22 protein-coding genes are annotated in these 22,127 nt (G+C 61.1%); 10 read left to right on the top strand and 12 right to left on the bottom strand.

Going from position 1 to position 22,127, the window contains the following annotated elements:
* Positions 1-8: 8 nt before the first annotated feature.
* Positions 9-1,247 carry an MFS transporter gene (locus AOA62_RS01180; RefSeq protein WP_099547615.1) on the top strand — a complete coding sequence of 413 codons (1,239 nt, stop codon included), beginning with the start codon at positions 9-11 and terminating at the stop codon, positions 1,245-1,247.
* Between the two features lie 138 nt (positions 1,248-1,385).
* Here AOA62_RS01180 and AOA62_RS01175 read toward each other — a convergent pair whose 3' ends face one another.
* The 4 genes from AOA62_RS01175 to AOA62_RS01160 all read right to left on the bottom strand — a co-directional run bounded on the left by AOA62_RS01175 (position 1,386) and on the right by AOA62_RS01160 (position 5,601).
* A complete protein-coding gene (locus AOA62_RS01175) occupies positions 1,386-3,569 on the bottom strand; it encodes a xanthine dehydrogenase family protein molybdopterin-binding subunit (RefSeq protein WP_099547614.1) in 2,184 nt (727 codons plus the stop codon).
* Entirely contained in the window at positions 3,566-4,555 is a 990-nt protein-coding gene (locus tag AOA62_RS01170; protein ID WP_099547613.1) for a xanthine dehydrogenase family protein subunit M, read from the bottom strand. Before AOA62_RS01170 ends, AOA62_RS01175 begins: the two co-directional genes overlap by 4 nt.
* Positions 4,552-5,061, bottom strand: a complete 510-nt coding sequence (locus tag AOA62_RS01165) for a (2Fe-2S)-binding protein (protein ID WP_099547612.1) — start codon at positions 5,059-5,061, stop codon at positions 4,552-4,554. The genes AOA62_RS01170 and AOA62_RS01165 overlap by 4 nt, the downstream gene beginning before the upstream one ends.
* 96 nt (positions 5,062-5,157) lie before the next feature.
* Positions 5,158-5,601, bottom strand: coding sequence for a DUF4879 domain-containing protein (locus AOA62_RS01160; RefSeq protein ID WP_017139322.1), 444 nt, complete (start codon positions 5,599-5,601; stop codon positions 5,158-5,160).
* A gap of 209 nt (positions 5,602-5,810) precedes the next feature.
* Here AOA62_RS01160 and AOA62_RS01155 point away from each other — a divergent pair, with 209 nt between their 5' ends.
* Together AOA62_RS01155 and trmA are read left to right on the top strand one after the other, a co-directional pair.
* Complete coding sequence (locus AOA62_RS01155) at positions 5,811-7,106, top strand: NCS2 family permease (protein ID WP_017139323.1); 1,296 nt, start codon at positions 5,811-5,813, stop codon at positions 7,104-7,106.
* Positions 7,103-8,182 (top strand): tRNA (uridine(54)-C5)-methyltransferase TrmA, encoded by a 1,080-nt coding sequence (gene trmA, locus AOA62_RS01150; RefSeq protein ID WP_017139324.1) that lies wholly within the window; start codon positions 7,103-7,105, stop codon positions 8,180-8,182. Before AOA62_RS01155 ends, trmA begins: the two co-directional genes overlap by 4 nt.
* A 99-nt stretch (positions 8,183-8,281) precedes the next feature.
* Here the strand turns inward: trmA and AOA62_RS01145 are convergent, their stop codons facing one another.
* Both AOA62_RS01145 and AOA62_RS01140 read right to left on the bottom strand, forming a co-directional pair.
* On the bottom strand, positions 8,282-8,746 hold the full coding sequence (locus tag AOA62_RS01145; protein ID WP_099547611.1) for a DUF2442 domain-containing protein: 465 nt from the start codon (positions 8,744-8,746) through the stop codon (positions 8,282-8,284).
* Complete coding sequence (locus tag AOA62_RS01140; RefSeq protein ID WP_099547610.1) at positions 8,743-9,171, bottom strand: DUF4160 domain-containing protein; 429 nt, start codon at positions 9,169-9,171, stop codon at positions 8,743-8,745. Before AOA62_RS01140 ends, AOA62_RS01145 begins: the two co-directional genes overlap by 4 nt.
* Before the next feature lie 417 nt (positions 9,172-9,588).
* On the opposite strand from AOA62_RS01140, the gene aroQ reads away from it, so the two are divergent.
* Both aroQ and AOA62_RS01130 read left to right on the top strand, forming a co-directional pair.
* Positions 9,589-10,038: a type II 3-dehydroquinate dehydratase gene (gene aroQ, locus AOA62_RS01135; RefSeq protein WP_017139328.1), complete on the top strand. Its 450-nt coding sequence runs from the start codon at positions 9,589-9,591 to the stop codon at positions 10,036-10,038.
* Positions 10,035-10,883, top strand: coding sequence for a shikimate dehydrogenase (locus AOA62_RS01130; RefSeq protein ID WP_099547609.1), 849 nt, complete (start codon positions 10,035-10,037; stop codon positions 10,881-10,883). The genes aroQ and AOA62_RS01130 overlap by 4 nt, the downstream gene beginning before the upstream one ends.
* 183 nt (positions 10,884-11,066) lie before the next feature.
* Here AOA62_RS01130 and AOA62_RS01125 read toward each other — a convergent pair whose 3' ends face one another.
* Together AOA62_RS01125 and quiC are read right to left on the bottom strand one after the other, a co-directional pair.
* Complete coding sequence (locus AOA62_RS01125; protein WP_026013861.1) at positions 11,067-11,732, bottom strand: TetR/AcrR family transcriptional regulator; 666 nt, start codon at positions 11,730-11,732, stop codon at positions 11,067-11,069.
* An 81-nt stretch (positions 11,733-11,813) separates the two neighbouring features.
* Positions 11,814-13,715, bottom strand: coding sequence for a 3-dehydroshikimate dehydratase QuiC (gene quiC, locus AOA62_RS01120; RefSeq protein WP_099547608.1), 1,902 nt, complete (start codon positions 13,713-13,715; stop codon positions 11,814-11,816).
* Positions 13,716-13,925: 210 nt separating this feature from the next.
* On the opposite strand from quiC, the gene AOA62_RS01115 reads away from it, so the two are divergent.
* Positions 13,926-15,260, top strand: a complete 1,335-nt coding sequence (locus AOA62_RS01115) for an MFS transporter (protein ID WP_017139332.1) — start codon at positions 13,926-13,928, stop codon at positions 15,258-15,260.
* A 1-nt stretch (position 15,261) separates the two neighbouring features.
* Here AOA62_RS01115 and AOA62_RS01110 read toward each other — a convergent pair whose 3' ends face one another.
* Positions 15,262-16,140, bottom strand: a complete 879-nt coding sequence (locus tag AOA62_RS01110) for a DMT family transporter (RefSeq protein ID WP_017139333.1) — start codon at positions 16,138-16,140, stop codon at positions 15,262-15,264.
* 185 nt (positions 16,141-16,325) lie between these two features.
* On the opposite strand from AOA62_RS01110, the gene AOA62_RS01105 reads away from it, so the two are divergent.
* From AOA62_RS01105 to AOA62_RS01095, 3 genes are all read left to right on the top strand, one after another.
* Positions 16,326-16,742, top strand: a complete 417-nt coding sequence (locus AOA62_RS01105; protein WP_017139334.1) for a membrane lipoprotein lipid attachment site-containing protein — start codon at positions 16,326-16,328, stop codon at positions 16,740-16,742.
* Positions 16,743-16,913: 171 nt separating this feature from the next.
* Positions 16,914-17,804 carry a neutral zinc metallopeptidase gene (locus tag AOA62_RS01100; protein WP_099547607.1) on the top strand — a complete coding sequence of 297 codons (891 nt, stop codon included), beginning with the start codon at positions 16,914-16,916 and terminating at the stop codon, positions 17,802-17,804.
* Positions 17,805-18,791, top strand: coding sequence for an alpha/beta fold hydrolase (locus tag AOA62_RS01095; protein ID WP_026013862.1), 987 nt, complete (start codon positions 17,805-17,807; stop codon positions 18,789-18,791).
* Positions 18,792-18,943: 152 nt separating this feature from the next.
* Here AOA62_RS01095 and AOA62_RS01090 read toward each other — a convergent pair whose 3' ends face one another.
* The 3 genes from AOA62_RS01090 to AOA62_RS01080 are packed head-to-tail and all read right to left on the bottom strand — an operon-like array spanning position 18,944 to position 21,005.
* Positions 18,944-19,531, bottom strand: coding sequence for an HAD family hydrolase (locus tag AOA62_RS01090; RefSeq protein WP_099547606.1), 588 nt, complete (start codon positions 19,529-19,531; stop codon positions 18,944-18,946).
* On the bottom strand, positions 19,528-20,397 hold the full coding sequence (gene tesB / locus AOA62_RS01085) for an acyl-CoA thioesterase II (protein WP_017139338.1): 870 nt from the start codon (positions 20,395-20,397) through the stop codon (positions 19,528-19,530). The genes AOA62_RS01090 and tesB overlap by 4 nt, the downstream gene beginning before the upstream one ends.
* A 38-nt stretch (positions 20,398-20,435) precedes the next feature.
* The gene (locus AOA62_RS01080; RefSeq protein WP_017139339.1) at positions 20,436-21,005 is read right to left on the bottom strand and encodes a GNAT family N-acetyltransferase; all 570 of its coding nucleotides are present in this window, start codon (positions 21,003-21,005) and stop codon (positions 20,436-20,438) included.
* A gap of 76 nt (positions 21,006-21,081) precedes the next feature.
* Here AOA62_RS01080 and AOA62_RS01075 point away from each other — a divergent pair, with 76 nt between their 5' ends.
* Positions 21,082-22,002, top strand: coding sequence for a histone deacetylase (locus AOA62_RS01075; RefSeq protein ID WP_099547605.1), 921 nt, complete (start codon positions 21,082-21,084; stop codon positions 22,000-22,002).
* The last annotated feature ends 125 nt before the right edge of the window (positions 22,003-22,127 follow it).

Genomic DNA, 22,127 nt, shown 5'->3' with positions numbered 1-22,127 from the left:
ACTTCCCGATGCCCATTGAACCCGCATTGCTGTTGCGCCACCACCGCCCTTTCATCGCGTTCTGGCTGGCCCGGATCTTTACCGCCAGCGGTTTCCAGATGCTTACCGTGGCCATCGGCTGGAACCTCTATCAACTGACTGGCAATGTGCTGGACCTGGGCCTGGTAGGCCTGGTGGAGTTCATTCCGCGCGTTCTGTTCATGTTGCACACAGGCCACGTGGCCGATCGCTATGAGCGGCGCAAAGTCGCCGCCATCTGCCAGACCGTGCAGGCATTGATTGCCTTGTCCCTGGCCATCGGCGGCCTGACCGGCAATGTGACCCGCGAGATGATCTTTATCCTCGCGTTCCTGCTCGGCGCCGCACGCTCGTTTGAGATGCCCACCACCCAGGCGCTGCTGCCGAGCATCGTGCCGAGCGCGCTGTTCCCGCGTGCCGTGGCCTCGTCGCAATCGGCGCAGCAACTGGCCACCATCGTCGCGCCAGCGTTGGGCGGCTTGCTCTATGCGTTTGGCAGCGTGTGGGTGTATGGCCCAACCGTGGTGCTGTACCTGATCGCCTGCGGGCTGACCCTCAACCTGCCCGCGCGCCAGACACCGATCAATAAAGCCAAGGCCACGATGGATTCGCTGCTGGCCGGGATCCGCTTTATTCGCAGCCGCCCGGACATTCTCGGCGCCATTTCGCTGGACCTGTTTGCCGTACTGCTGGGCGGCGCCACAGCGTTGCTGCCGGTGTTCGCCAAGGACATCCTGCTGACCGGCGCCTGGGGCCTGGGTCTGTTACGTTCGGCGCCAGCGGTGGGCGCGTTGTTGATGTCGCTGTGGCTGGCGAGGTTCTCGGTAGACCGGCATGTCGGGCGCGTGATGTTTACCGCCGTCGGTGTGTTTGGCGTGGCAACCATTGCGTTCGGCCTGTCGACGTCGTTCTGGTTCTCCCTGGCGGTACTGGTGGTGCTGGGCGCGGCGGACATGATCAGCATGGTGATCCGCGCATCGTTCGTACAACTGGAAACACCGGATGAAATGCGCGGGCGGGTCAGTGCGGTCAACGGCCTGTTTATCGGCGCATCCAACCAACTGGGCGAGTTTGAATCGGGGATTACCGCCCACTGGTTCGGCACCGTGCCCGCCGTGGTCATGGGCGGGATTGGTACGCTGTTGGTGACGGGGGTGTGGATAAAGCTGTTTCCGACCCTGGCCAACCGCGATCGGATGCATGTGCCGGTGGAGGAAGCCAAGCTATAAGCCGGTTGAAAAACAGGCAATGTGGGAGCTGGCTTGCCTGCGATGGCGGTGTCTCAGCCAACATATGATTGGCTGACAGATAGCTATCGCAGGCAAGCCAGCTCCCACATTTTGATCTTCTGTGGTTCGAAGACCGGGTTACAGCACCTTATCCAGCGTGACAGGAAACTCCCGCACCCGCTTGCCAGTGGCATGGTAGATCGCATTCGCCACCGCTGCCGCCACCCCGACAATGCCGATTTCACCCACACCCTTGGAGCCCAGGGCGTTGACGATTTCGTCGTGTTCGTCGACAAAAATCACCTCTATGTCGCCGATGTCGGCATTCACCGGGATGTGGTACTCGGCCAGGCTGTGGTTCATGTAGCGCCCCAGTTGATGGTCGACCTGGGTTTCTTCATGCAGGGCCATGCCGATGCCCCAGACCACGCCGCCGAGGATCTGGCTGCGGGCCATCTTCGGGTTGACCACCCGCCCGGCCGCAATAGCGCTGACCACCCGACGCACCTTGATGGTGCCCAGGTCTTCATCTACCTGAACCTCGACAAACACTGCCGAATGGGTCGCCGTCGCATAGCCTTCACGCTTTTTGTCCGGTTGGCTGTCAACCTGAACAGCGAGCACTTCTTCGCCACTGTCCTTGACCAGTTGTGCCAAGGACACACTCACATCACCGGTGTGCAACTGGCCGTCTTCAAAGCGCACCGTTTCTGCCGCTTTGAACACCGGGTAAGTCTGCCGGGCAACCGCCAGCAGCTTGGCGTTCAGCGCTTCGCAGGCCTGCTGCACGGCAGTGCCGACAGACGACACGGTAAACGAGCCGCCCTGCAACGGTGCCGTGGGTAACGACGAATCGCCGAGCAGAAAACGCACATCGGCCATCGCCACACCGCTGGTTTGCGCGGCAATCTGCGTCATTACCGTATACGTGCCCGTGCCGATATCGGTGGTGGCGCTGCTGACGGTCAATTGGCCTTGGGCATCCAACTGCGCCTTGGCGCTGGCCTTCATCTGCAGGGCCTCCCATACACCACCGGCCATACCCCAACCGATCAACTGGTTGCCATCACGCATGCTGCGCGGCTCGGGGTTGCGCTGGCTCCAGCCGAAGCGCTCGGCACCTTCGCGGTAACACTCGCGCAGGGCTTTGCTCGACCAGGGTTTGTCTTCGTTCTGGTTGCGCTCGGCGTAGTTGATCAGGCGCAGTTGCACAGGGTCCTTCCCCAGGGCGCAGGCCAGTTCATCCATCGCACATTCCAGGCCGATCACGCCCAGCGCGGCGCCCGGCGCGCGCATGTCCATCGGCGTGGACACGTCCAGGGGAACCAGTTTGTAGGTCAATTGCACGTTGTCGCAGTGGTAGAGCATGCCGCTCCACTCCACCACATGTTCGCTGAAATCCTCGAAACGCGAGGTCTGGCCAATCGCTGTGTGGCCCAACGCCAACAGGCGGCCATTGGCAGCAGCGCCCAGTTGCAAACGCTGCAGGGTGCGCGGGCGGTAGCCGAACGTGAACATCTGTTGCCGGGTCAGGGTGACGCGCACCGAACGCTTGAGCGCCAGCGCTGCCATCACCGACAGAGGCAGTTGATACTGCGGGCGCAGGCCCGAGCCAAAGGCACCGCCGACGAACGCAGCGAAGATCCTTACCTGGCTTTTATCCAGGCCGAAGACTTTTTGCACATACGCCTGGCAGTTCTGCGGGCCTTGGGTCTTGTCGTGGATATGCAGGGTGCCGTCCGGCTGATACAGCACGGTGCTGGCGTGGGGTTCCATCGGGTTGTGGTGCTCGATGGGCGTGCTGTAGTGCATATCCAGGCTGACAGCGGCAGCAGCCCACTCGGCCTGGAAGTTACCGCGTGGCTTGGGCGGCGTTTGCGGCGATGGGTGCGCCTGTTCCTGCAGGGCCGCGAGGTCAGTGGCAAAAGCCTCGCTCGCGTATTCGATCTCGACCAGCGAAGCAGCGTGTCGCGCCAGTTCAAGGTTGTCGGCGATCACCAGGGCCAGGGGTTGGCCGTTATAAAGCACGCGGTCGTTATACAGCGGGCGAAACGGCGAGCCGTCGGCTGCATCGGCATCGGCGAAAGCCTCATCGTAGCTGGCGAGTTTGGGCCGGTTCAGATGATCAAGCACCCTGACCACGCCCGGCAGCGCCAGGGCTTTGGACGCGTCGATCCGGATTACCCGGCCCTTGGCAATCGTGCTTGAGACGACACTGCCATGCAGCAGGTCGTTGCCTGGAAACTCACCGGCATAACGCGCCTGGCCGGTGACCTTGAGCAGACCGTCAACGCGGTCCAGGGGTTTGCCGACGGCGGTCATGAGCGTTCTCCTGCGACAGCGGCGTCGCTCAGGGCACGGATGATTGCGCGGCGTGCCAGCTTGATTTTGAAACTGTTGTGTTCCAAGGGTTCGGCGTCTTGCAGCAAGGCGTCAGCGGCCTGGCTGAAGGTCTCGCGGCTGACCGCTTGCCCGATCAGCGCGGCTTCCACCGCGCGATCGCGCCAAGGTTTGTGGGCCACACCGCCAAGGGCCAGGCGCGCATCGACGATGGTGTCGCCCGCAAGCTCCAGCGCGGCGGCAACGGAGACCAGCGCGAAGGCGTAGGACGCACGGTCACGAATCTTCAGGTAGTGGCTATGGCTGGCGAGATGATCAGGCGGCAGTTCGATGGCGGTGATCAGCTCATCGTCGGCCAGCAGGTTGTCGCGCTCAGGCGTATCGCCGGGCAATCGATGAAAGTCGGCAAACTCGATCACCCGCGCGCCGCCACGCCCTTCTACATGCACCCGCGCCTGCAGCGCTGCGAGGGCGACGCACATGTCCGAGGGATGGGTAGCCACACAATGTTCGCTGGCACCGAGGATCGCATGAATGCGGTTCAACCCGGTGCGCGCCGGGCAGCCGCTGCCAGGTTCACGCTTGTTGCATGGCACGCTGGCATCGTAGAAATAGTAGCAACGGGTACGTTGCAACAAGTTACCGCCGGTACTGGCCATATTGCGCAGTTGCGGCGAGGCGCCCGCCAGAATGGCCTGGGACAGCAATGGGTAGCGTGTCTCGATCAGCGGGTGCCAGGCCAGGTCGGCATTGCTGACCAACGCGCCGATCATCACCCCGCCGTCGGCAGTCGCTTCTACGCCATGCAGCGCCAAGCCGGTAATGTCGATGAGGTGTTCGGGGCGGCTGATGTTTTCTTTCATCAGGTCCAACAGGTTGGTGCCGCCGGCGATAAACCGCGACGTCGCGCTGCTCAGGTGCACGGCTTCATCCACATCGGCCGGCTTGCTGTACTGGAAGGGGTTCATTGGTCACCTCTCAGCACAACGTCTTCAATGGCATCGCGAATATTGCTGTAGGCCCCGCAGCGGCACAGATTGCCGCTCATCAGTTCCTGAATTTGCGCGGTGTTGTGGGCGCGGCCTTCATTGGCCAGGCCGACGGCGGAGCAAATCTGCCCCGGCGTGCAGTAGCCGCACTGGAACGCGTCACGCTGGATAAAAGCCTGCTGCATCGGGTGCAACTGGTCGCCGTCGGCCAGGCCTTCGATGGTGGTCACCTCGGCACCGTCGCACATCACCGCCAGGGTCAGGCAGGCGTTGATGCGTTTGCCATCGCGCAACACCGTGCAGGCGCCGCACTGGCCGTGGTCGCAGCCTTTTTTGCTACCCACCAGATCCAGCTGTTCGCGCAGCAGGTCCAGCAAGGTGGTCCAGGGCAACACCTGCAGCTGGCGGTCTTGGCCATTCAGGGTCAGGCGTATCGGGTGGCTGACGAACGGTTTGGTCGTCGCGCCATTGGGGGTCGCGCTCATAAACACCTCACGGGTTGGTGCACTTCCGCGGCGTTCAGGAAAGTCGCCGTCTAAGGGCTACGACTTCCCGAGGTAGTGAGCGTTCAAGGGGATTGATCAGAGGATGTTGAACAAGAGCTTCAACGTGTTTTGCGGGCCATTGATCGAGATATTGCTGAATTCAAACCAGCCTTGGGCCTGGACATTCAAGTCAAACACATAGATGTAGCCCATCACAGTGCCTGCGCCGTTACAGACTTCGCTGATGTTGCCCACCTGACAGACCGGCGTGCGTTGCCCATTCAATTCGGCGCCATTGAAGCGCCCCATCGGGCTTTTGCCCAGGCCGACCTCCATCACCGAGACCTTGGTCGGCCCACGATGAGTACACATCTGGGTGGTCGTCACATCTGTGGGGATGGTTTCCGTGCAACGCGCCGACTCGACCTTGAACACCCGCACCTCGCTCAACGGCGGTGCAGCCGCGCCCCACACCGGTGCCACAAGCCCCAGGCCGATTGCGGCGAACAGAGCTAGACTGCTGGCGTTGGCTTTTTTCATGCTGAGAACGACCCTGTATTTAACGTCGGCGCAGTATGCCTCAAGGCCAGATTCGAGAATACGCAGCCTATCCGCCACATCGCGTCGGCTGCTGGTATCATGCGCCGCTTTTTCCGATCCTCTCTGAAACCACAGGCGCTTGGCGCAGTTTGTGCTTTGACTTAGAGGTCAACAAATAACGACGCAAAATAGCGTCACAGGGAGCCGGCATGCTGGAAAAGCTGTTTCAACTCAAAGCACACAACACCAACGTGCGCACCGAGATTCTCGCGGGTATCACGACCTTTCTGGCCATGGCCTACATTCTGTTCGTGAACCCGAGCATCCTCGGCGAGACCGGCATGGACAAGGGCGCGGTGTTTGTCGCCACCTGCCTGGCCGCCGCCATCGGTTCGACCGTGATGGGCCTGATCGCCAACTACCCGATCGCGCTGGCACCGGGCATGGGCCTCAACGCCTTCTTCACCTACACCGTGGTCCTGCACATGGGCCACACCTGGCAAGTCGCGCTGGGCGCGGTATTCATTTCGGCGGTGTTGTTCTTCCTGCTGTCGATCTTCCGCATCCGTGAGTGGATCATCAACAGCATCCCGCTGCCGCTGCGCTCGGCGATTGCCGCCGGTATCGGCCTGTTCCTGGCACTGATCGCCCTGCACAACGCCGGCATCGTGGTCAGCAACCCGGCCACCATGGTCGGCCTGGGCGACCTGAAACAACCGGCGCCGATCCTCGCTACCTTGGGTTTCGCGCTGATCGTGGCGCTGGAAGCCCTGGCGGTGCGCGGTGCGGTGCTGATCGGCATCCTGGCGGTGACCATCGTGTCTATCGCGATGGGGTTCACCCCGTTCGGCGGCGTAACCTCGATGCCACCGTCCCTGGCCCCGACCTTCCTGCAACTGGATATCAAAGGCGCGCTGGATATCGGCCTGGTCAGCGTGATCTTCGCCTTCCTGTTCGTTGACCTGTTCGACAACTCCGGCACCCTGATCGGCGTGGCCAAGCGCGCCGGCCTGATGGGCAAGGACGGCCACATGCCGAAAATGGGCCGTGCACTGATCGCCGACAGTACCGCCGCCATGGCCGGTTCGCTGCTGGGTACGTCAACCACCACCAGCTACATCGAGTCGGCTGCGGGTGTGAGTGCCGGGGGCCGTACCGGTTTGACCGCCATCGTGGTCGCCATCCTGTTCCTGCTGGCGCTGTTCTTCTCGCCACTGGCCGCCAGTGTTCCAGCGTTTGCCACCGCGCCGGCGCTGCTGTTCGTGGCCGTGCTGATGACCCAGGGCCTGGCCGAAATCGACTGGGATGACATTACCGTTGCAGCGCCCGTGGTGGTCACCGCCCTGGCGATGCCTTTCACTTACTCCATTGCCAACGGCATCGCCTTCGGTTTCATCGCCTGGACCGCCATCAAGCTGCTTTCGGGCCGCTACCGTGAGCTGAACCCGGCACTGGTGATCCTGTCGATTCTGTTTGTGATCAAGCTGGGCTGGTTCAACGCATGACTTTTGACGCCGCAAGCTACACCGTTCAACTGCAAGACAAGGTCACGCGCCTGCGTGACCTGTTGGCACCGTTCGACGCCCCCGAACCGCAGGTCTTCGATTCGCCGCTGCAGAACTTCCGCCTGCGCGCGGAGTTCCGCCTGTGGCGCGAGGGCGGTGAGCGCCACTACGCAATGTTCTCCCAGGACGACAAGCGCACGCCGATCCTGATCGAAGAGTTCCCCATCGCAAGCCAGCGCATCAACCAGCTGATGCCGCAACTCAAAGCCGCCTGGCAAGCCAGCGCGGCCCTCAGCCACAAGCTGTTCCAGGTGGAGTTCCTGACCACACTGGCCGGCGACGCGATGATTACCCTGTGCTATCACCGCCCGCTGGACGAACATTGGCACACGGCTGCGAACAAGCTGGCGGCGGACTTGAATGTCAGCATCATCGGCCGCTCCAAGGGCAAGCGCGATGTGATCGGCCACGACTACGTGGTGGAAAAACTCGACGTCGGTGGGCGCACCTTCAGCTACCGTCAACCCGAGGGCGCGTTCACCCAGCCCAACGGCACCGTGAACCAGAAGATGCTCAACTGGGCCTATGAAGCCCTGGGCGATCGCCCGGATGATTTACTGGAGTTGTACTGTGGCAACGGCAACTTCACCCTGCCACTGGCGACCCGCGTGCGTAAGGTACTGGCCACCGAAATCAGCAAGACCTCGGTGAATGCTGCCTTAAGCAACCTCGATGAAAATACAGTGGATAACGTCACGCTGGTGCGCCTGTCTGCCGAAGAGCTCACCGAGGCACTTAACGAAGTTCGCCCGTTCCGCCGCCTGCACGGCATCGACCTGAAGAGCTACGAATTCGGTAGCGTCTTCGTCGACCCACCGCGCGCCGGCATGGACCCGGACACCTGCGAACTGACCCGTCGCTTCGACAACATCCTGTACATCTCCTGCAACCCGGAGACGTTGGCGGCGAACATTGCGCAACTGCATGACACGCACCGGATTACCCAGTGTGCGATGTTTGACCAGTTCCCATGGACGCACCATATGGAATCCGGGGTGTTATTGACCCGGCGGTAAACTGTGGGAGCTGGCTTGCCTGCGATGGCGGTAGGCCTGCCCTGCATCGGTCAACTGATACACCGCTATCGCAGGCAAGCCAGCTCCCACACTGGGTTTTCATGCATCTGTTGAATCACCGTTATCCAACGGCTCCTTGCGTGGCCGACCGCCCTTCTTGCCATTGGCTCGGGCGGCGGCGGTTTTGGCGGCGCTGCTCTTGCGACCGTTGCGCGACGCTACCAGGCTTGTCGCCAGGTCCATCAAGGGCTGGCTGGTGGCGATGAGCCCGGTGATCGAAACGTCCAGATCCTGCGCCTCACAGCACAGCGCCTTGCCGCCAAAGCCGACCTCCAGTTGCTGAAAGTCCTCCAGGGAAAACCCTTCGAACTCCGGCAACCCGGCTACAGGCAACATGACGCGGCTGCCGTCGCTGAAACCGATGGAAATGCACTCGTGTTCATAGCGCACATTGCTGGCATTGGCGTACAGACGTTTGAGCTTGCGCCCACGGGTGATGGCCTTGTCGACATCGGCGTCAGTGAGCGGCTTATAGGGTACGACTTTGGCTTTTACGATTTTCATAAATTAATCCCCACGCAATCTGGCGCTCTGACCAGATTCAAAATTGTTCTTTGCTCTACGACATCGTGCCGGGCGCTTGCGATGACATAGACACCACGTCGAATAACCAACCCTTGAACCAATTCACCAGCGTCCCAATCCCAGGAATGGTTCTCCAGGCAAACCGTTTGCAGTTTCTCCCACCAGATCCGGCGTGCACGCGCCAGGTAGTGCCGCTGCATGATCGCCTCGCGTAATTCCTTCAGGAGCGCAGTAGGCGGCCGCCTGCGATCAGGCTCTACATCCCACAACTCCACATCCCCATCCAGGAAGCTGAAACGAAAACGCGCATCCCATGCCTTGCCCCTGACATGAACGTGGGGCGGGCAGTGTTCATCCCGCAGAAGCACTGAAATCACATATCCCTTGTAAGCACCTACTTTCATCGTAACCCATCCGTTAGGTTATTTTCCGTCAGGTAACAATTTTCCGTGGCACCCGACAACCGGCTCCATCCTTGCGAAGCTGTTTCACAGATTAGTAACGACGAACAACCTCGCGAATGCGGGGTTGTAACCACTCATGCCGAGGGTTGGGACTACCCTGCCAACGCCCGCAAGTCCTGCTCGCTCAGCAACCCCGCGTAATACTTCAACTGAATCCGCGCCAGCAAATACGCATGCCGTGCGCTCGCCCAGTCCGGCATCGAGGTTGATTTTCAATTGATATCTAATCTGATGCTGTGCCGGTATGCCTCAGAATAAGCGTTCGATAATCGAACACATCAGCCGCCTTCAATTGACCAAATTAACCATCCAGTACATTTTATCCGCACAACCAATAATAAGTGTGGAGAGACCTTTATGCCGCCCATCGTGCTGGTGCTCAACGGCCCCAACCTCAACCTGCTCGGCACCCGCGAGCCTGCTACCTACGGGCATGAAACCCTGGCCGACATCGCCGCACTGTGCGGTCGCAGCGCGGAAAACCTGGGGTTGAAAATCGAATTTCGCCAGACCAACCACGAAGGTGAACTGCTCGACTGGATCCACGGCGCCCGCGCCCGTTGCGCCGGTATCGTGATCAACCCGGCGGCCTGGACCCATACCTCCGTAGCGATTCGCGACGCACTGGTGGCCAGTGAAGTGCCGGTGATCGAAGTGCATTTATCCAACGTGCATGCGCGCGAGGCGTTCAGGCATCACTCGTTTGTGTCGCCCATTGCCAAGGCGGTGCTCGCAGGCTTCGGCAGCCATGGTTATCACCTGGCGCTGGAACACTTCAGCCACACCCTCAAAGGATCCGCCCGATGAAACCGCGCATCCTCGCCGGCCTGATCGGCGCCGGCATCCAAGCCTCCCGCACGCCCGCCCTGCATGAACAGGAAGGCGACGCCCAAGGCTTGCGCTACCTGTATCAGTTGATCGATCTGGACGCGCTGCAACTGAACATCAACGCCCTGCCCGACCTGCTGGACGCCGCTGAATTGATGCGTTTTACCGGCTTGAACATTACCTACCCATGCAAGCAGGCAGTGCTGGCATTGCTCGATGAATTGTCTGACGAGGCGCGAGGCATTGGCGCCGTCAACACCGTGGTGTTCAAGGACGGTAAGCGCATTGGCCACAACACGGATTGCCTGGGGTTTGCCGAAGGTTTCCGGCGCAACTTGCATGACGTCGCGCGAGAACGGGTGGTACAGATGGGCGCCGGCGGTGCAGGCGCGGCGGTGGCCCATGCATTGCTGGCAGAAGGCGTGCAGCACTTGAGTATTTTTGACGTGGACATGGCCCGCGCCCGCGACCTGGTGGATAACCTTGCGCAGCGTTTTGGTGCCGGTCGTGCCCAGGTCGGCACCCACCTGGAAAACGCTATGGCCGAAGCGGATGGCTTGGTGAACACCACGCCCATGGGCATGGCCAAGCTGCCCGGCACGCCGGTACCGCCTGCGCTGTTGCGAGCCCAATTGTGGGTCGCGGAAATCGTGTATTTCCCGCTGGAAACCGAATTGCTGCGCAACGCCCGCGCCCTGGGTTGCCGAACGCTGGACGGCGGCAATATGGCGGTGTTTCAGGCGGTGAAGGCGTTTGAGTTGTTCAGTGGCCAAACGCCGGATGCGCAGCGAATGCTGGCGCACTTTCAGAATATGAATAGCTGACTGCCGAAACTGAATCAAAAAATGTGGGAGCTGGCTTGTTGTGGCGAGCAAGCTTGCTTGCGCTGGGGTGCGAAGTGCCCCAAAAAAGCCGGAGACTGCTGCGCAGTCAGCGGGAGCAAGCTCCCTCGCCACAACAAACCAGCTCCCACACTGGTTGCATTCCAGATTGGGAATCGAGTGAATTCAAGCCTGCAAGTACCGCATCACCGACTCACAAATCATCTCCCGATGCCGCTGTTTAATCGCTTCGTCCGACAGCTCGATCTGAAAAATCTCACTGAACGTATGGCGGTTGGACACCCGGTAAAAGCTGAATGAGTTGATCAGCAGGTGCACATCCAGCGGCTCCAGCCCTTCGCGAAACACCCCCATCTCGGCACCCCGCCGCAATGTGGCGCCCAGTGCTTCGAGGATGTTGCTGTTCATCGCCTTGATCGAATCCGAGCGCTTCACGTATTCCGCGTTGTGAATATTTTCGATGCTGACGATGCGCACGAAATCCACGTTCTGGTCGTGGTGATCAAAGGTGAATTCCACCAGACGACGGATCGCCTCACGCGGCTCCAGGGCCGTGAGGTTCATGCGGGTTTCGGTGTTGCGGATATCGCCGTAGAGTTTTTCCAGCACCTCGACGTACAACTGCTCCTTGCTGCCGAAGTAGTAATAGATCATGCGTTTGGAGGTGTGGATACGCTCGGCGATCGCATCCACGCGCGCGCCGGACAGGCCCTGCTGAACAAACTCGACGATGGCTTCCTGCAGGATGTTTTCGCGGGTCTTTTCCGGGTTGTTCTTGCGACTCTTGCGCGGTGTGTCTGGCACGGCGGAGAGGTCGGGGGTCAGGGTCATGGTGCGCTCACGGCCATTTTTGTTGTGCAGGCGGCGATTATGGGCCGAGGCGCTTCCCGAAGGAAGCACCTGGCCCGGCCGTTATAAACGCGCCTGACGTGCCGCGCCGCTGCGCGATTTGGCCATCGCCGCCAGGCGCACCGCCACGTTGGCCGCGCCATACCCGGCATAGCCGTTTTTGCGCTGGATAATCTCGAAGAAAAACCGCCCCTCAAAAGCCTCGGTGTACACATGAAACAACTCACCGCCCTGGGCGTCACGGTCGTACAACACGTTGTAGTACGCCAGTTCGCTGAGGAACTCATCGTCGAAATCAAACCGTGCGGCCAGGTCGTCGTAGTAGTTGAGCGGGATATCCAGTAACGGCACGCCGGCCGCTTTGGCGCGACTGACCTCTGCGAAAATATCCGCGCAGTCAAAAGCAATGTGGTGCACGCCCGAACCACGATAACTCGACAGCGCGTGGGAAATTGCCGTGTTGCGGTTCTCGGAAATATTCAGCGGCAAGCGGATCGAGCTGCAACGGCTGCGCAACGCTCGGCTTTTCACCAGGCCATAAGGGTCGGGCAGCACCACTTCGTCATCGGCTTCAAAATCCAGCAGGCTCTTGTAGAACAGCACCCAACTGTCGAGGCTGTCGGCCGGCAAGGCCATGGCCATATGGTCGATACGCAGCAAACCGCCGCTGGACGCCGTTGCCGCCTGCAAGTTGAAGTCGGTGTCGTACAGCGCACCCTCGGCAGGGTCGACCAGATAAATCAGGCTGCCATCTGGCGCACGTACCGCCGCCAGCTCCAGCTCGTTAGGCCCGACCAGCCCGCGATACGGCTGGCCTTTGTAGGCCACGGCCCGCTCCAGCGCCTTGGCGCTGTCCTTGACCCGAATCGCCGTGGCGCACAACGACGGGCCGTGGGCTTCGAAAAAGTTGTGGGCAAACGAATAGGGTTCACAGTTGAGGATCAGGTTGATATCACCCTGACGCAGCAGGCTCACGCTCTTGGAGCGGTGCTGGCCCGCCTTGACGAACCCCAGGCGCTCCAGCCAGTGGGTCAGCTTGGCGCCGAGGCTTTCGTCCACGGCAAACTCGAGGAATTCGATGCCGTTGTATTCGCTGGCTGCCGGGGTATCAAACAGAATCTCGACGGGCTGAGCCGGCGCCTCCTGCTTGAGGCGTTCACGGGTTTTCTCTTCCAGGTACAGCAGCGAACGCAAGCCATCCGCCGCATTCGCGCGGGTGGGTGCGGCGCGGAAACCGTCGTTGAAAATCTCCAGGGACAACGGCCCGGTGTAGCCACTTTTGATGATCGGCGCGAGAAAACCTGCCAGGTCAAATTCGCCCTGCCCCGGAAAACAGCGGAAATGCCGGCTCCACTCCAGCACATCCATGGCCAGAACCGGCGCGTCGGCCATTTGCACAAAGAAGATCTTGTCGCCGGGAATGTCGGCAATGCCGCTCGGGTCGCCCTTGAGCGACAGCGTGTGGAAGCTGTCGAGCAACACGCCCAGGTTTGGATGATCGACCTGGCGCACCAGGTTCCACACCTGCTGCCAGGTGTTCACATGTTTGCCCCAGGCCAGCGCTTCATAGCCGATACGCAAACCACGGCGACCGGCGTGCTCGGCCAGCAAGCTGAGGTCATCGAGCAAAATGCGCTCATCGCCCACGCAATCCGCCGAAGCATTGCTGCACACCAGCACCAGGTCGGTGCCCAGCTCCTGCATCAAATCGAACTTGCGTTCGGCGCGTTCCAGGTTGCGCGCCAGCCGGTCGCGGCGGCATCCTTCAAAGTCGCGAAACGGCTGGAACAAGGTGATGGCAATGCCCAGATCGGCGCACATCTGCCTAACTTCCCGCGGGCTGCCGTCGTAATACAACAGGTCGTTCTCGAAGATCTCAACCCCGTCGAACCCGGCAGCGGCGATGGCTTCGAGCTTCTCCGGCAGGGTGCCGCTCAAGGAAACAGTGGCAATGGAACGTTGCATGGGCGACTCCCGGCAGTTTTTATTTGCAGCAAATTATTGGCCCCTAGCCTACACCCAGCAATTAAAATGTACGAACCGGTTAGTTTTTCGTGCGATTACCGAACACTATGCCCTGTTGGCGAATTGACGACTTTTTAACCACTGCGCACCATCGAACCTGCACCAAGACCCAGAACACACCATAAAAATTTCAAAAACGGGTACGACCTCATGCCTTCGCAAAACTCCGCTCTGGCCGCGCGCCCGGGCAACCCGCACGCCGGCATCGGCGACAAGATCCGTGGCGCCATGGCCGTGGGTAAAACGCGCTGGGGCATGCTGGCCCTGGTGTTCTTCGCCACCACCCTGAACTACATCGACCGCGCCGCCCTGGGCGTGATGCAACCGATCCTGGCCAAAGAGATGAGCTGGACGGCGATGGACTACGCCAACATCAACTTCTGGTTCCAGGTCGGTTATGCCATCGGTTTTGTGCTGCAAGGCCGGCTGATTGACCGTGTGGGCGTGAAGCGCGTGTTCTTCTGCGCCGTGCTGCTGTGGAGCCTGGCCACCGGCGCCCACGGCCTGGCCACCTCGGCGGTGGGCTTTATGGTCTGCCGCTTTATCCTCGGCCTGACCGAAGCCGCCAACTACCCGGCCTGCGTCAAGACCACGCGTTTGTGGTTCCCGGCCGGTGAACGCGCAGTGGCCACTGGCATCTTCAACGCCGGCACCAACGTCGGCGCGATGATGACCCCAATGCTGCTGCCGCTGATCCTGCACGTGTGGGGCTGGCAGGCGGCGTTCCTGTGCATGTCGGCACTCGGCGCGATCTGGCTGGTGTTCTGGGGGTTGAAGTACTACAACCCGGAAGACCACCCGACCGCCAAACAATCCGAATTGGACTACGTGCAACAGGAAGCCGAACCCGAGCAACCAAGCGTGCCGTTCAGCCGCATCCTGCGCATGCGCGGCACCTGGGCCTTCGCCCTCGCCTACGCCATGACCGCGCCGGTGTTCTGGTTCTACCTGTATTGGCTGCCGCCGTTCCTGAACCAGCAATACAACCTGGGCATCAACGTGACCCAGATGGGCATCCCGCTGATCATCATTTACCTCACCGCCGACTTCGGCAGTGTGGGCGGCGGGATCCTGTCGTCATTCCTGATCGGCCGCGGGATGAATGCGATCAAGGCGCGGCTGTTGTCGATGCTGCTGTTTGCCTGCTGCATCGTTGGCGTGATCATGGCTGCCGGTTCCAGCCAACTGTGGGTTGCAGTGTTCGCCATTTCCCTGGCGATCGGCGCGCATCAGGCCTGGACTGCCAATATCTGGAGCCTGGTGATGGACTACACGCCCAAGCACATGATGAGCACGGTGTTCGGTTTCGGCGGCATGTGCGCGGCCATCGGCGGCATGTTCATGACCCAGGTCGTCGGGCACATCCTTACCGTGACCAACAACAACTACACCGTGTTGTTCACCCTGATCCCGGCGATGTATTTCATTGCGCTGACCTGGATGTACTTCATGGCGCCGCGCAAGATTCCCACAGTCGACGTGTAACTCACCGCCGCCGCTGCTGCCAGGCAGCGGCCAGCCCGCTCATGCAGATCACCCCGATGCCGACCACCGTGGTCACGTCGGGGGTATGGCTGAACACCAACCAACCCAACAATCCCGCAAACACGATCTGGCAATAGCCAAACGGTGCCAGCAAGGCTGGCGCCGCGAAGCGGAACGCCTGGGTCAGCATCAAGTGCGCGGTCATGCCGCAAGTGCCCAGCGCCAGCATCAAACAGGCATGCCACAGCGTCGGGACCTGCCAGAAGAACGGCACCAGCGCGCTCATCACCAAGGTATTGCACAGCCCGGCGAAGAAGTTGCTGGTGGTCGGTGTGTCGTATTGGCTGAGGATGCGCGTGAGCAATTGGTAGAAACAGAAGAACATCGCCGAACACAGCGGCAGCAACACCGCAGGCGTGAACAACTCGCCACCGGGGTGGATGATGATCAGCACACCGACAAACCCGCAGATCACCGCCAGCCATTGGCCACGCGTGACGTGCTCGCCGAGCAAGGGCACCGACAGCGCCGTCACCAGGATCGGCGCCAGGAAGTTCACCGCCGTGGCTTCCGCCAACGGGATGTAATGCAGCGCCGCGGTAAAAAACAGACTCGTGCCCAGCAGGCACAACGCCCTCACCACCTGCATGCCCGGCCGCTTGCTGCGCAGCACCCGCAAGCCGGATTGCGGCAGGAAAATCCCGGCCATCAGCAAGGTGTGCACCAGGTAGCGCGCCCACACCACCATCACAATCGGGTAGAACCCGGCCAGGTATTTGGACAAGGCGTCGTGGCTGGAGAACAGAAACGTCGCCAGCACAATCAGCAGGATGCCTTTGAAAGGATGGTTGACGCCGGAAAGCGGTGTGCTGACAGTCATTGAATTCTCTTGCATGGCGGGCTGAACGCATTTGCACTTAACCCGGTAATCTAGCAGCCGGGCTTGCGTCTGCCCCAAGAGCATAACCAAACACCGTGCGAACAGCGCACTAAATCACGGGTTTCGAGTCCAACGCTGCACGTTCACCGTCGTGTTGCACATTTTTCAACCAAGGCCATGTCGCTATGAAAAAAACACTCTTTGTTCTTTCTGCCCTTGCCCTGCTCACCGCGTGCAACAAGGAACCCAAGGAAGCCCCAAAACCCGCCCCCGCTTCCGTGCAAGCCACGCTGGTGCCGGCAAACCCACCGACCGATAAATGGGTCGGCAAATGGATCGGCGTCGAAGGCCTGAACCTGACCATTGCCAAGGACGACAGCATCGGCCGTGGGCACTACCTGCTGACCATGAAATACGGCCTTGATGCCGACGACGCCGGCACCTTCAAAGGCGAAGCCAATGAAGACGGCATCAGTTTCACCCGCCCGGACGGCCCGCAACAGTTGAGCGCCGGCGACGGTGAAGCCACGGGCCTTAAATGGCTGGCAGATAAAAAAGACTGCCTGATCGTCGACACCGGCGAAGGCTACTGCCGCGACTGAGGCGGCAAACCTGACATAACTTTCATCTGGCGCCCCTGCCGACACGGCCTGACAGCAGCGATACTAGGCAGCTCTCGTTGCTTGTCAGACAGCCGGGCTGGCGCCATGCCCCTGCACCAACAACACTGCTCTTAAAATAAAGAGCGCAGGCTTAACGAGAGGACTGCACCCATGCTATGGAAAAAAGGCCGACGCAGCGACAACGTGGTGGACGCCCGCGATGACAGTGGTGGCGGCGGCGGTGGCGGCATGCGCTTTGGCGGCGGCAAAGGCCTGAGCCTCACGGCGATCGTGCTGATCGTCGGCATCGGCTGGCTGACCGGCCAGGACCCGATGCAGATCCTCGGCCAGCTAAGCGGCCAAATGGAGCAAGCGCCCCCGGCGAGTACGCAGGCGCGCCAGGCGCCGCCGGCCAATGATCAACAGGCCGATTTCGTGCGCGCCGTGCTGGGCGACACGGAAGACACCTGGGGCCAGGTGTTCAAGGAAAACGGGTTGGCCTACAAGAACCCGAAACTGATTCTGTTCCGTGGCCGGGTCAACTCCGCCTGCGGTGGCGCCACCTCGGCCAGCGGCCCGTTCTACTGCCCGGCCGACCAGCAAGTGTATCTGGACCTGGATTTCTTCCGGGAGATGTCGCAACGCTTCAAGGCTTCGGGCGAGTTCGCCCAGGCATATGTGATCGCCCACGAAGTCGGGCACCACGTGCAAACGCTGCTGGGCATCTCGGCCAAGATCCAGGCCGCACGCCAGCAAGGCCGGCAGATGGAAGGTGACGGCGGTTTACTGGTACGCCAGGAACTGCAAGCCGACTGTTTCGCCGGCGTGTGGGCCAACCGCGCGCAAAAACGCCTGAACTGGCTGGAGCCCGGCGATATTGAAGCCGCACTGAATGCGGCCAACGCCATCGGCGATGACCGTTTGCAGCAACAGGGTCAAGGGCGCGTAGTGCCGGACTCGTTTACCCACGGCACCTCGGCACAGCGGGTTCGCTGGTTCAAGACCGGCTTCGCAGAGGGCCAGATCTCTCAATGCGACACCTTTACAGCCAAGAGTCTTTAAATGAATAAACGATTGGGGTTGCTGCTTAGCGCATTAGCGATGTGTTCCACCACCACCTGGGCCGCCGAGAAAGAACATGGCGTCAAGGTGGTCAGCCCCGATCGTTTCCAACTGGAGGCCGGCGCCTTGAGCCTGGGCTTGAGCCAGGACTGGCGCCAGCCGCTGCCCAACGTCACTCGCGCATTGATCATCGTGCACGGTCGCCTGCGCAATGCGCAGACCTACCTGCAAAGCGGCGAAGATGCCGCCCAGCACGCAGGCCTTGCCGCCAATACCCTGGTGATCGCGCCGCAGTTTTTGAATGAGTTGGATACCCAGCGCAACCACCTCGACAATCAGGTGCTGCGCTGGAACCACAACGACTGGATGGCCGGCGACCCGTCGACCGGCCCAGGCCACATCAGCTCCTACGGCGCCCTCGACCAGATCATCAAACACCTGGGCAACCGCAAGCTGTTCCCGGCCTTGAAAGAAATCGTGGTCGCCGGCCATTCCGGCGGCGGCCAGGTGGTGCAGCGTTTCGCCCTCACCAGCCACGACCACCCGATGTTGCAAACCGAAGGTATCAGCCTGCGTTATGTGGTGGCTAACCCGTCGTCCTACGCCTACTTCAGCCCGCAACGCCCGGTGAAGTTTGATGTGGCCAGTTGCCCAGGCTTCAACGACTGGAAGTACGGCATGCAGAACCTGCCGGATTACGCCAAAGGCCAGAGCGCGCAGCAGCTGGAGCAGGTTTACGCGTCACGCAACATCACCTACCTGCTGGGCCAGCAAGACACCGACCCCAACCACCCGGCGCTGGATAAAAGCTGCGAAGCCGAAACCCAGGGCGCGTATCGCCTGATTCGCGGGCACAACTATTTCGACTACCTCAAGCAGCGCCATCCGCAACTGACGCAGAAGCTGGTGGAAGTGCCTGGGGTTGGGCACGACGGCGATAAGATGTTTACGTCGCCTGAGGGTGAGCAGGTGCTGTTCGGGAAATAGGATCAAACATGCGGGAGCTGGCTTGTGTGGGAGCTGGCTTGCCTGCGACGCAGACACCTCGGTCTAACAGGCATAGCGAGGTGATGCTATCGCAGGCAAGCCAGCTCCCACACAAGCTCAACTGCCACACAAGCCCGACCAAGGTGCCTGGGTTAGAGCATTCGGCGCAACGCCGCGCAATCCTCAGCATGCCAATCCGCCAGTTCCGGCCACGGGTTCTCGGGCAGATTAACCAATACCGTCCTGGTCCCCGCCGCCCGGCCACAAACCAGATCAAAGCGGTAATCCCCAACCATCACCATCGCGCTCGGCGCTACCTTCCAGGCAGTCGCCAGTTTCAGCAACCCACCCGGATCCGGCTTGGGCGGCGCATCATCACGCCCCAGCACATCCTCGACGGCGAAGCAGTCCGCCAGGCCAATCGCTTCAAGGGTGATATGCGCCAACTCGCGCGCATTGCGCGTCAGGATGCCCAGGCGATAGCCCCGCCCGGCCAGCTCGCGCACCAGCTGCACCGCGCCAACAGCAGCAACCGACCCCACAGCCAGCTCGCGCTCGTGCTCAAGCAACCAGGCATGCTTGGCCGCCGCCACATCCACAGGCAATGCCGCCAGGTGCGTGAGAATGTCGTCTTCAGGTGGAATATCGAGCGCCACGCGAATCGCCACAAAATCATGCACGGCCACCGTGAGGGTGCCGTCCATGTCAAAAACCCAGTGCTTAACGTCCGACAGGCTCATGCCCAATCCTTGCGATGGCGAATCAGCCCTTCCTGGGTCACCGAAGCCACCAGTTGCCCGGCGCGGTTGTACACGCTGCCACGGGAGAAACCCCGTGAGTTACCGGCCCACGGGCTGTCCATTGCATACAAAAGCCAGTCATCGGCGCGCAGGTCGGCGTGGAACCACAGCGCATGGTCAAGGCTGGCGACCTGCATGTCTTTCTGCCAAACCGTCTTGCCGTGGGGCAGCAGCGAGGTCGTCAGCAAGCCGAAATCCGAAGCATAGGCCAGCAGGTATTTATGCAGCGCCGGCGAATCGGCCAATGCGCCGTCAGCACGAAACCACACGTACTTGACCGGGTCGGACGGCTGCGGGTTGAACGGGTCTTTTTCGGTCACCGGGCGCACTTCGATCGGCTTGGGGCACAGCAGCTTGTCGCGCATGTGCTCGGGAATCAGGTGCGCGCGTTGCTTGGTCAGCTCCAGCTCCGACGGCAGGTTTTCCGGGCCGACGACCACGGGCATGGTGGTCTGGTGCTCGAAGCCTTCTTCGTCATACTGGAACGAGGTGGTGCAGGTGAAAATCGGGTTGCCCTTCTGGATCGCCGTGACGCGGCGCGTGCTGAAACTGCCGCCATCGCGCACGCGGTCCACCGAATACACCACTGGCAGTGCAGCATCGCCAGGGCGCAGGAAATAGCCATGCAGGGAATGCACGTGACGCGCTTCTTCTACGGTCTGGCTGGCGGCCGACAGCGACTGGCCCAGCACTTGGCCGCCGAACAGTTGGCGAAAGCCCAGGTCCTGGCTGCGGCCGCGAAAGAGATTTTCCTCGATCGGTTCCAGGGTCAGCAAGTCCACCAGATCTTCCAATACTTGGCTCATAGAGCAACTCCTACAATCAATAGGGCATTCCGGGCTGCTTATCCGTGCAGCGTGTCCAACCATTGGGCGCGGGTGATGCGGTACAACACATGATGGCGCAGCGGGTCATCGGCTGCGACCTTGGGGTGTTCAAAATCTGCCTGCGGATCGTAATGCATACCGATGGCCTGCATGACTTTTTGTGATGGCAGATTGGATTCGGTGGTGAAGGCGAGGATTTCGTCCAGCTGCAGCCGGTCGAAACCACAGCGCAGCGCGGTCCACGCCGCTTCACTGGCATAACCCAGGCCCCAATGCTCGTGGGCCAGGCGCCAGCCAATTTCTACCGCTGGGGTAAAGTTGGCCTCGAAGTTGACGTTTAGCAGCCCGGTCAGGCCGATAAACTCGCCGGTATCCTTACGCTGCAAGGCCCAAAGGCCAAAGCCATATTCGGCAAAATGCCCGCGAATACGGCCGATCAGCGCGGCGCTTTCCAGGTGGCTCAGCTTGGCCGGGAAATAGCGCATTACCTGCGGGTCGGCGCACATGCGTGCAAATTCCGTCAGGTCGCTGTCACGCCATTGGCGCAGCACCAGCCGTGCGCTTTCCAATTCCAGTATCGGCTCCATGGGTCCCCCTCCCTTGCCATGTGCGTGAGTGTACAGCGCTGGTAAGATCCGTCGCAGGTTCCCGTCAGAAAATCCCATGCCTTTGCCATTGATCTACCACGATGACTACAGCCCTGAGTTCCCGGCGGACCACCGGTTCCCCATGGACAAGTTCCGCCTGTTGCGTGACCACCTGGTGAGCAGCGGCCTGACCCAGGACAGCCACTTGCTGCGACCCGAGGTCTGCCCCGCCGAGATTCTGGCCCTGGCCCATGAACCTGGGTATATCGAGCGCTACATGAGCGGTGAGCTGTCCCGCGAAGACCAACGCCGCCTCGGCCTGCCCTGGAACGAAGCCCTGGCGCGGCGCACCGTGCGTGCAGTTGGCGGCTCAATTCTCGCAGCAGAAAAAGCCCTGGAACACGGCCTGGCCTGCCACCTGGCGGGCGGCACGCACCACGCCCATTACGACTACCCGGCGGGCTTTTGCATCTTCAATGACCTGGCGGTGATCAGCCATTACCTGCTGGCCAGCGGGCGGGTCAACCGCGTGCTGATCTTCGACTGCGACGTGCATCAGGGCGACGGCACTGCGCGCATCCTCCATGACACACCGGACGCCATCACCGTGTCGCTGCACTGCGAAAAGAACTTCCCGGCGCGCAAGGCCCAGAGCGACTGGGACATCCCGCTGCCCATGGGCATGGGCGATGCCGACTACCTCAAGGTGGTCGACGACGCGCTCAACTACCTGTTGCCGCTGTACCAGCCCGACCTGGTGCTGTACGACGCCGGGGTGGACGTGCACAAGGACGACGCCCTCGGTTACCTCAAACTGACAGACGCAGGCGTGGCCGCCCGCGATGAAAGCGTGATGCGCCATTGCCTGGGCCGCGACATTCCAGTGATGGGCGTGATCGGCGGCGGCTACAGCAAAGACCGCCCGGCCCTGGCCCGCCGCCACGGCATCCTGCACCACAGCGCACAACGGGTGTGGGCGTCATCAGGTTGTCATTGAGTTGTGGGCGTTACCCACAATGCCTGTGGAACGGCCTGTGGATAACTTGAGCGTAAGGGTCTGAAAGCCAGCAGCCGTATGGCGTGTAGGAAAGTGTACGTTTTTTGATCAGGCAGCTACGCCGT

The organism is Pseudomonas sp. 2995-3, assembly GCF_002742565.1.
In the GTDB taxonomy this organism is placed as follows: Bacteria; Pseudomonadota; Gammaproteobacteria; order Pseudomonadales; family Pseudomonadaceae; genus Aquipseudomonas; species Aquipseudomonas edaphica.
This window is presented reverse-complemented; position numbering and strand designations above follow the sequence as displayed.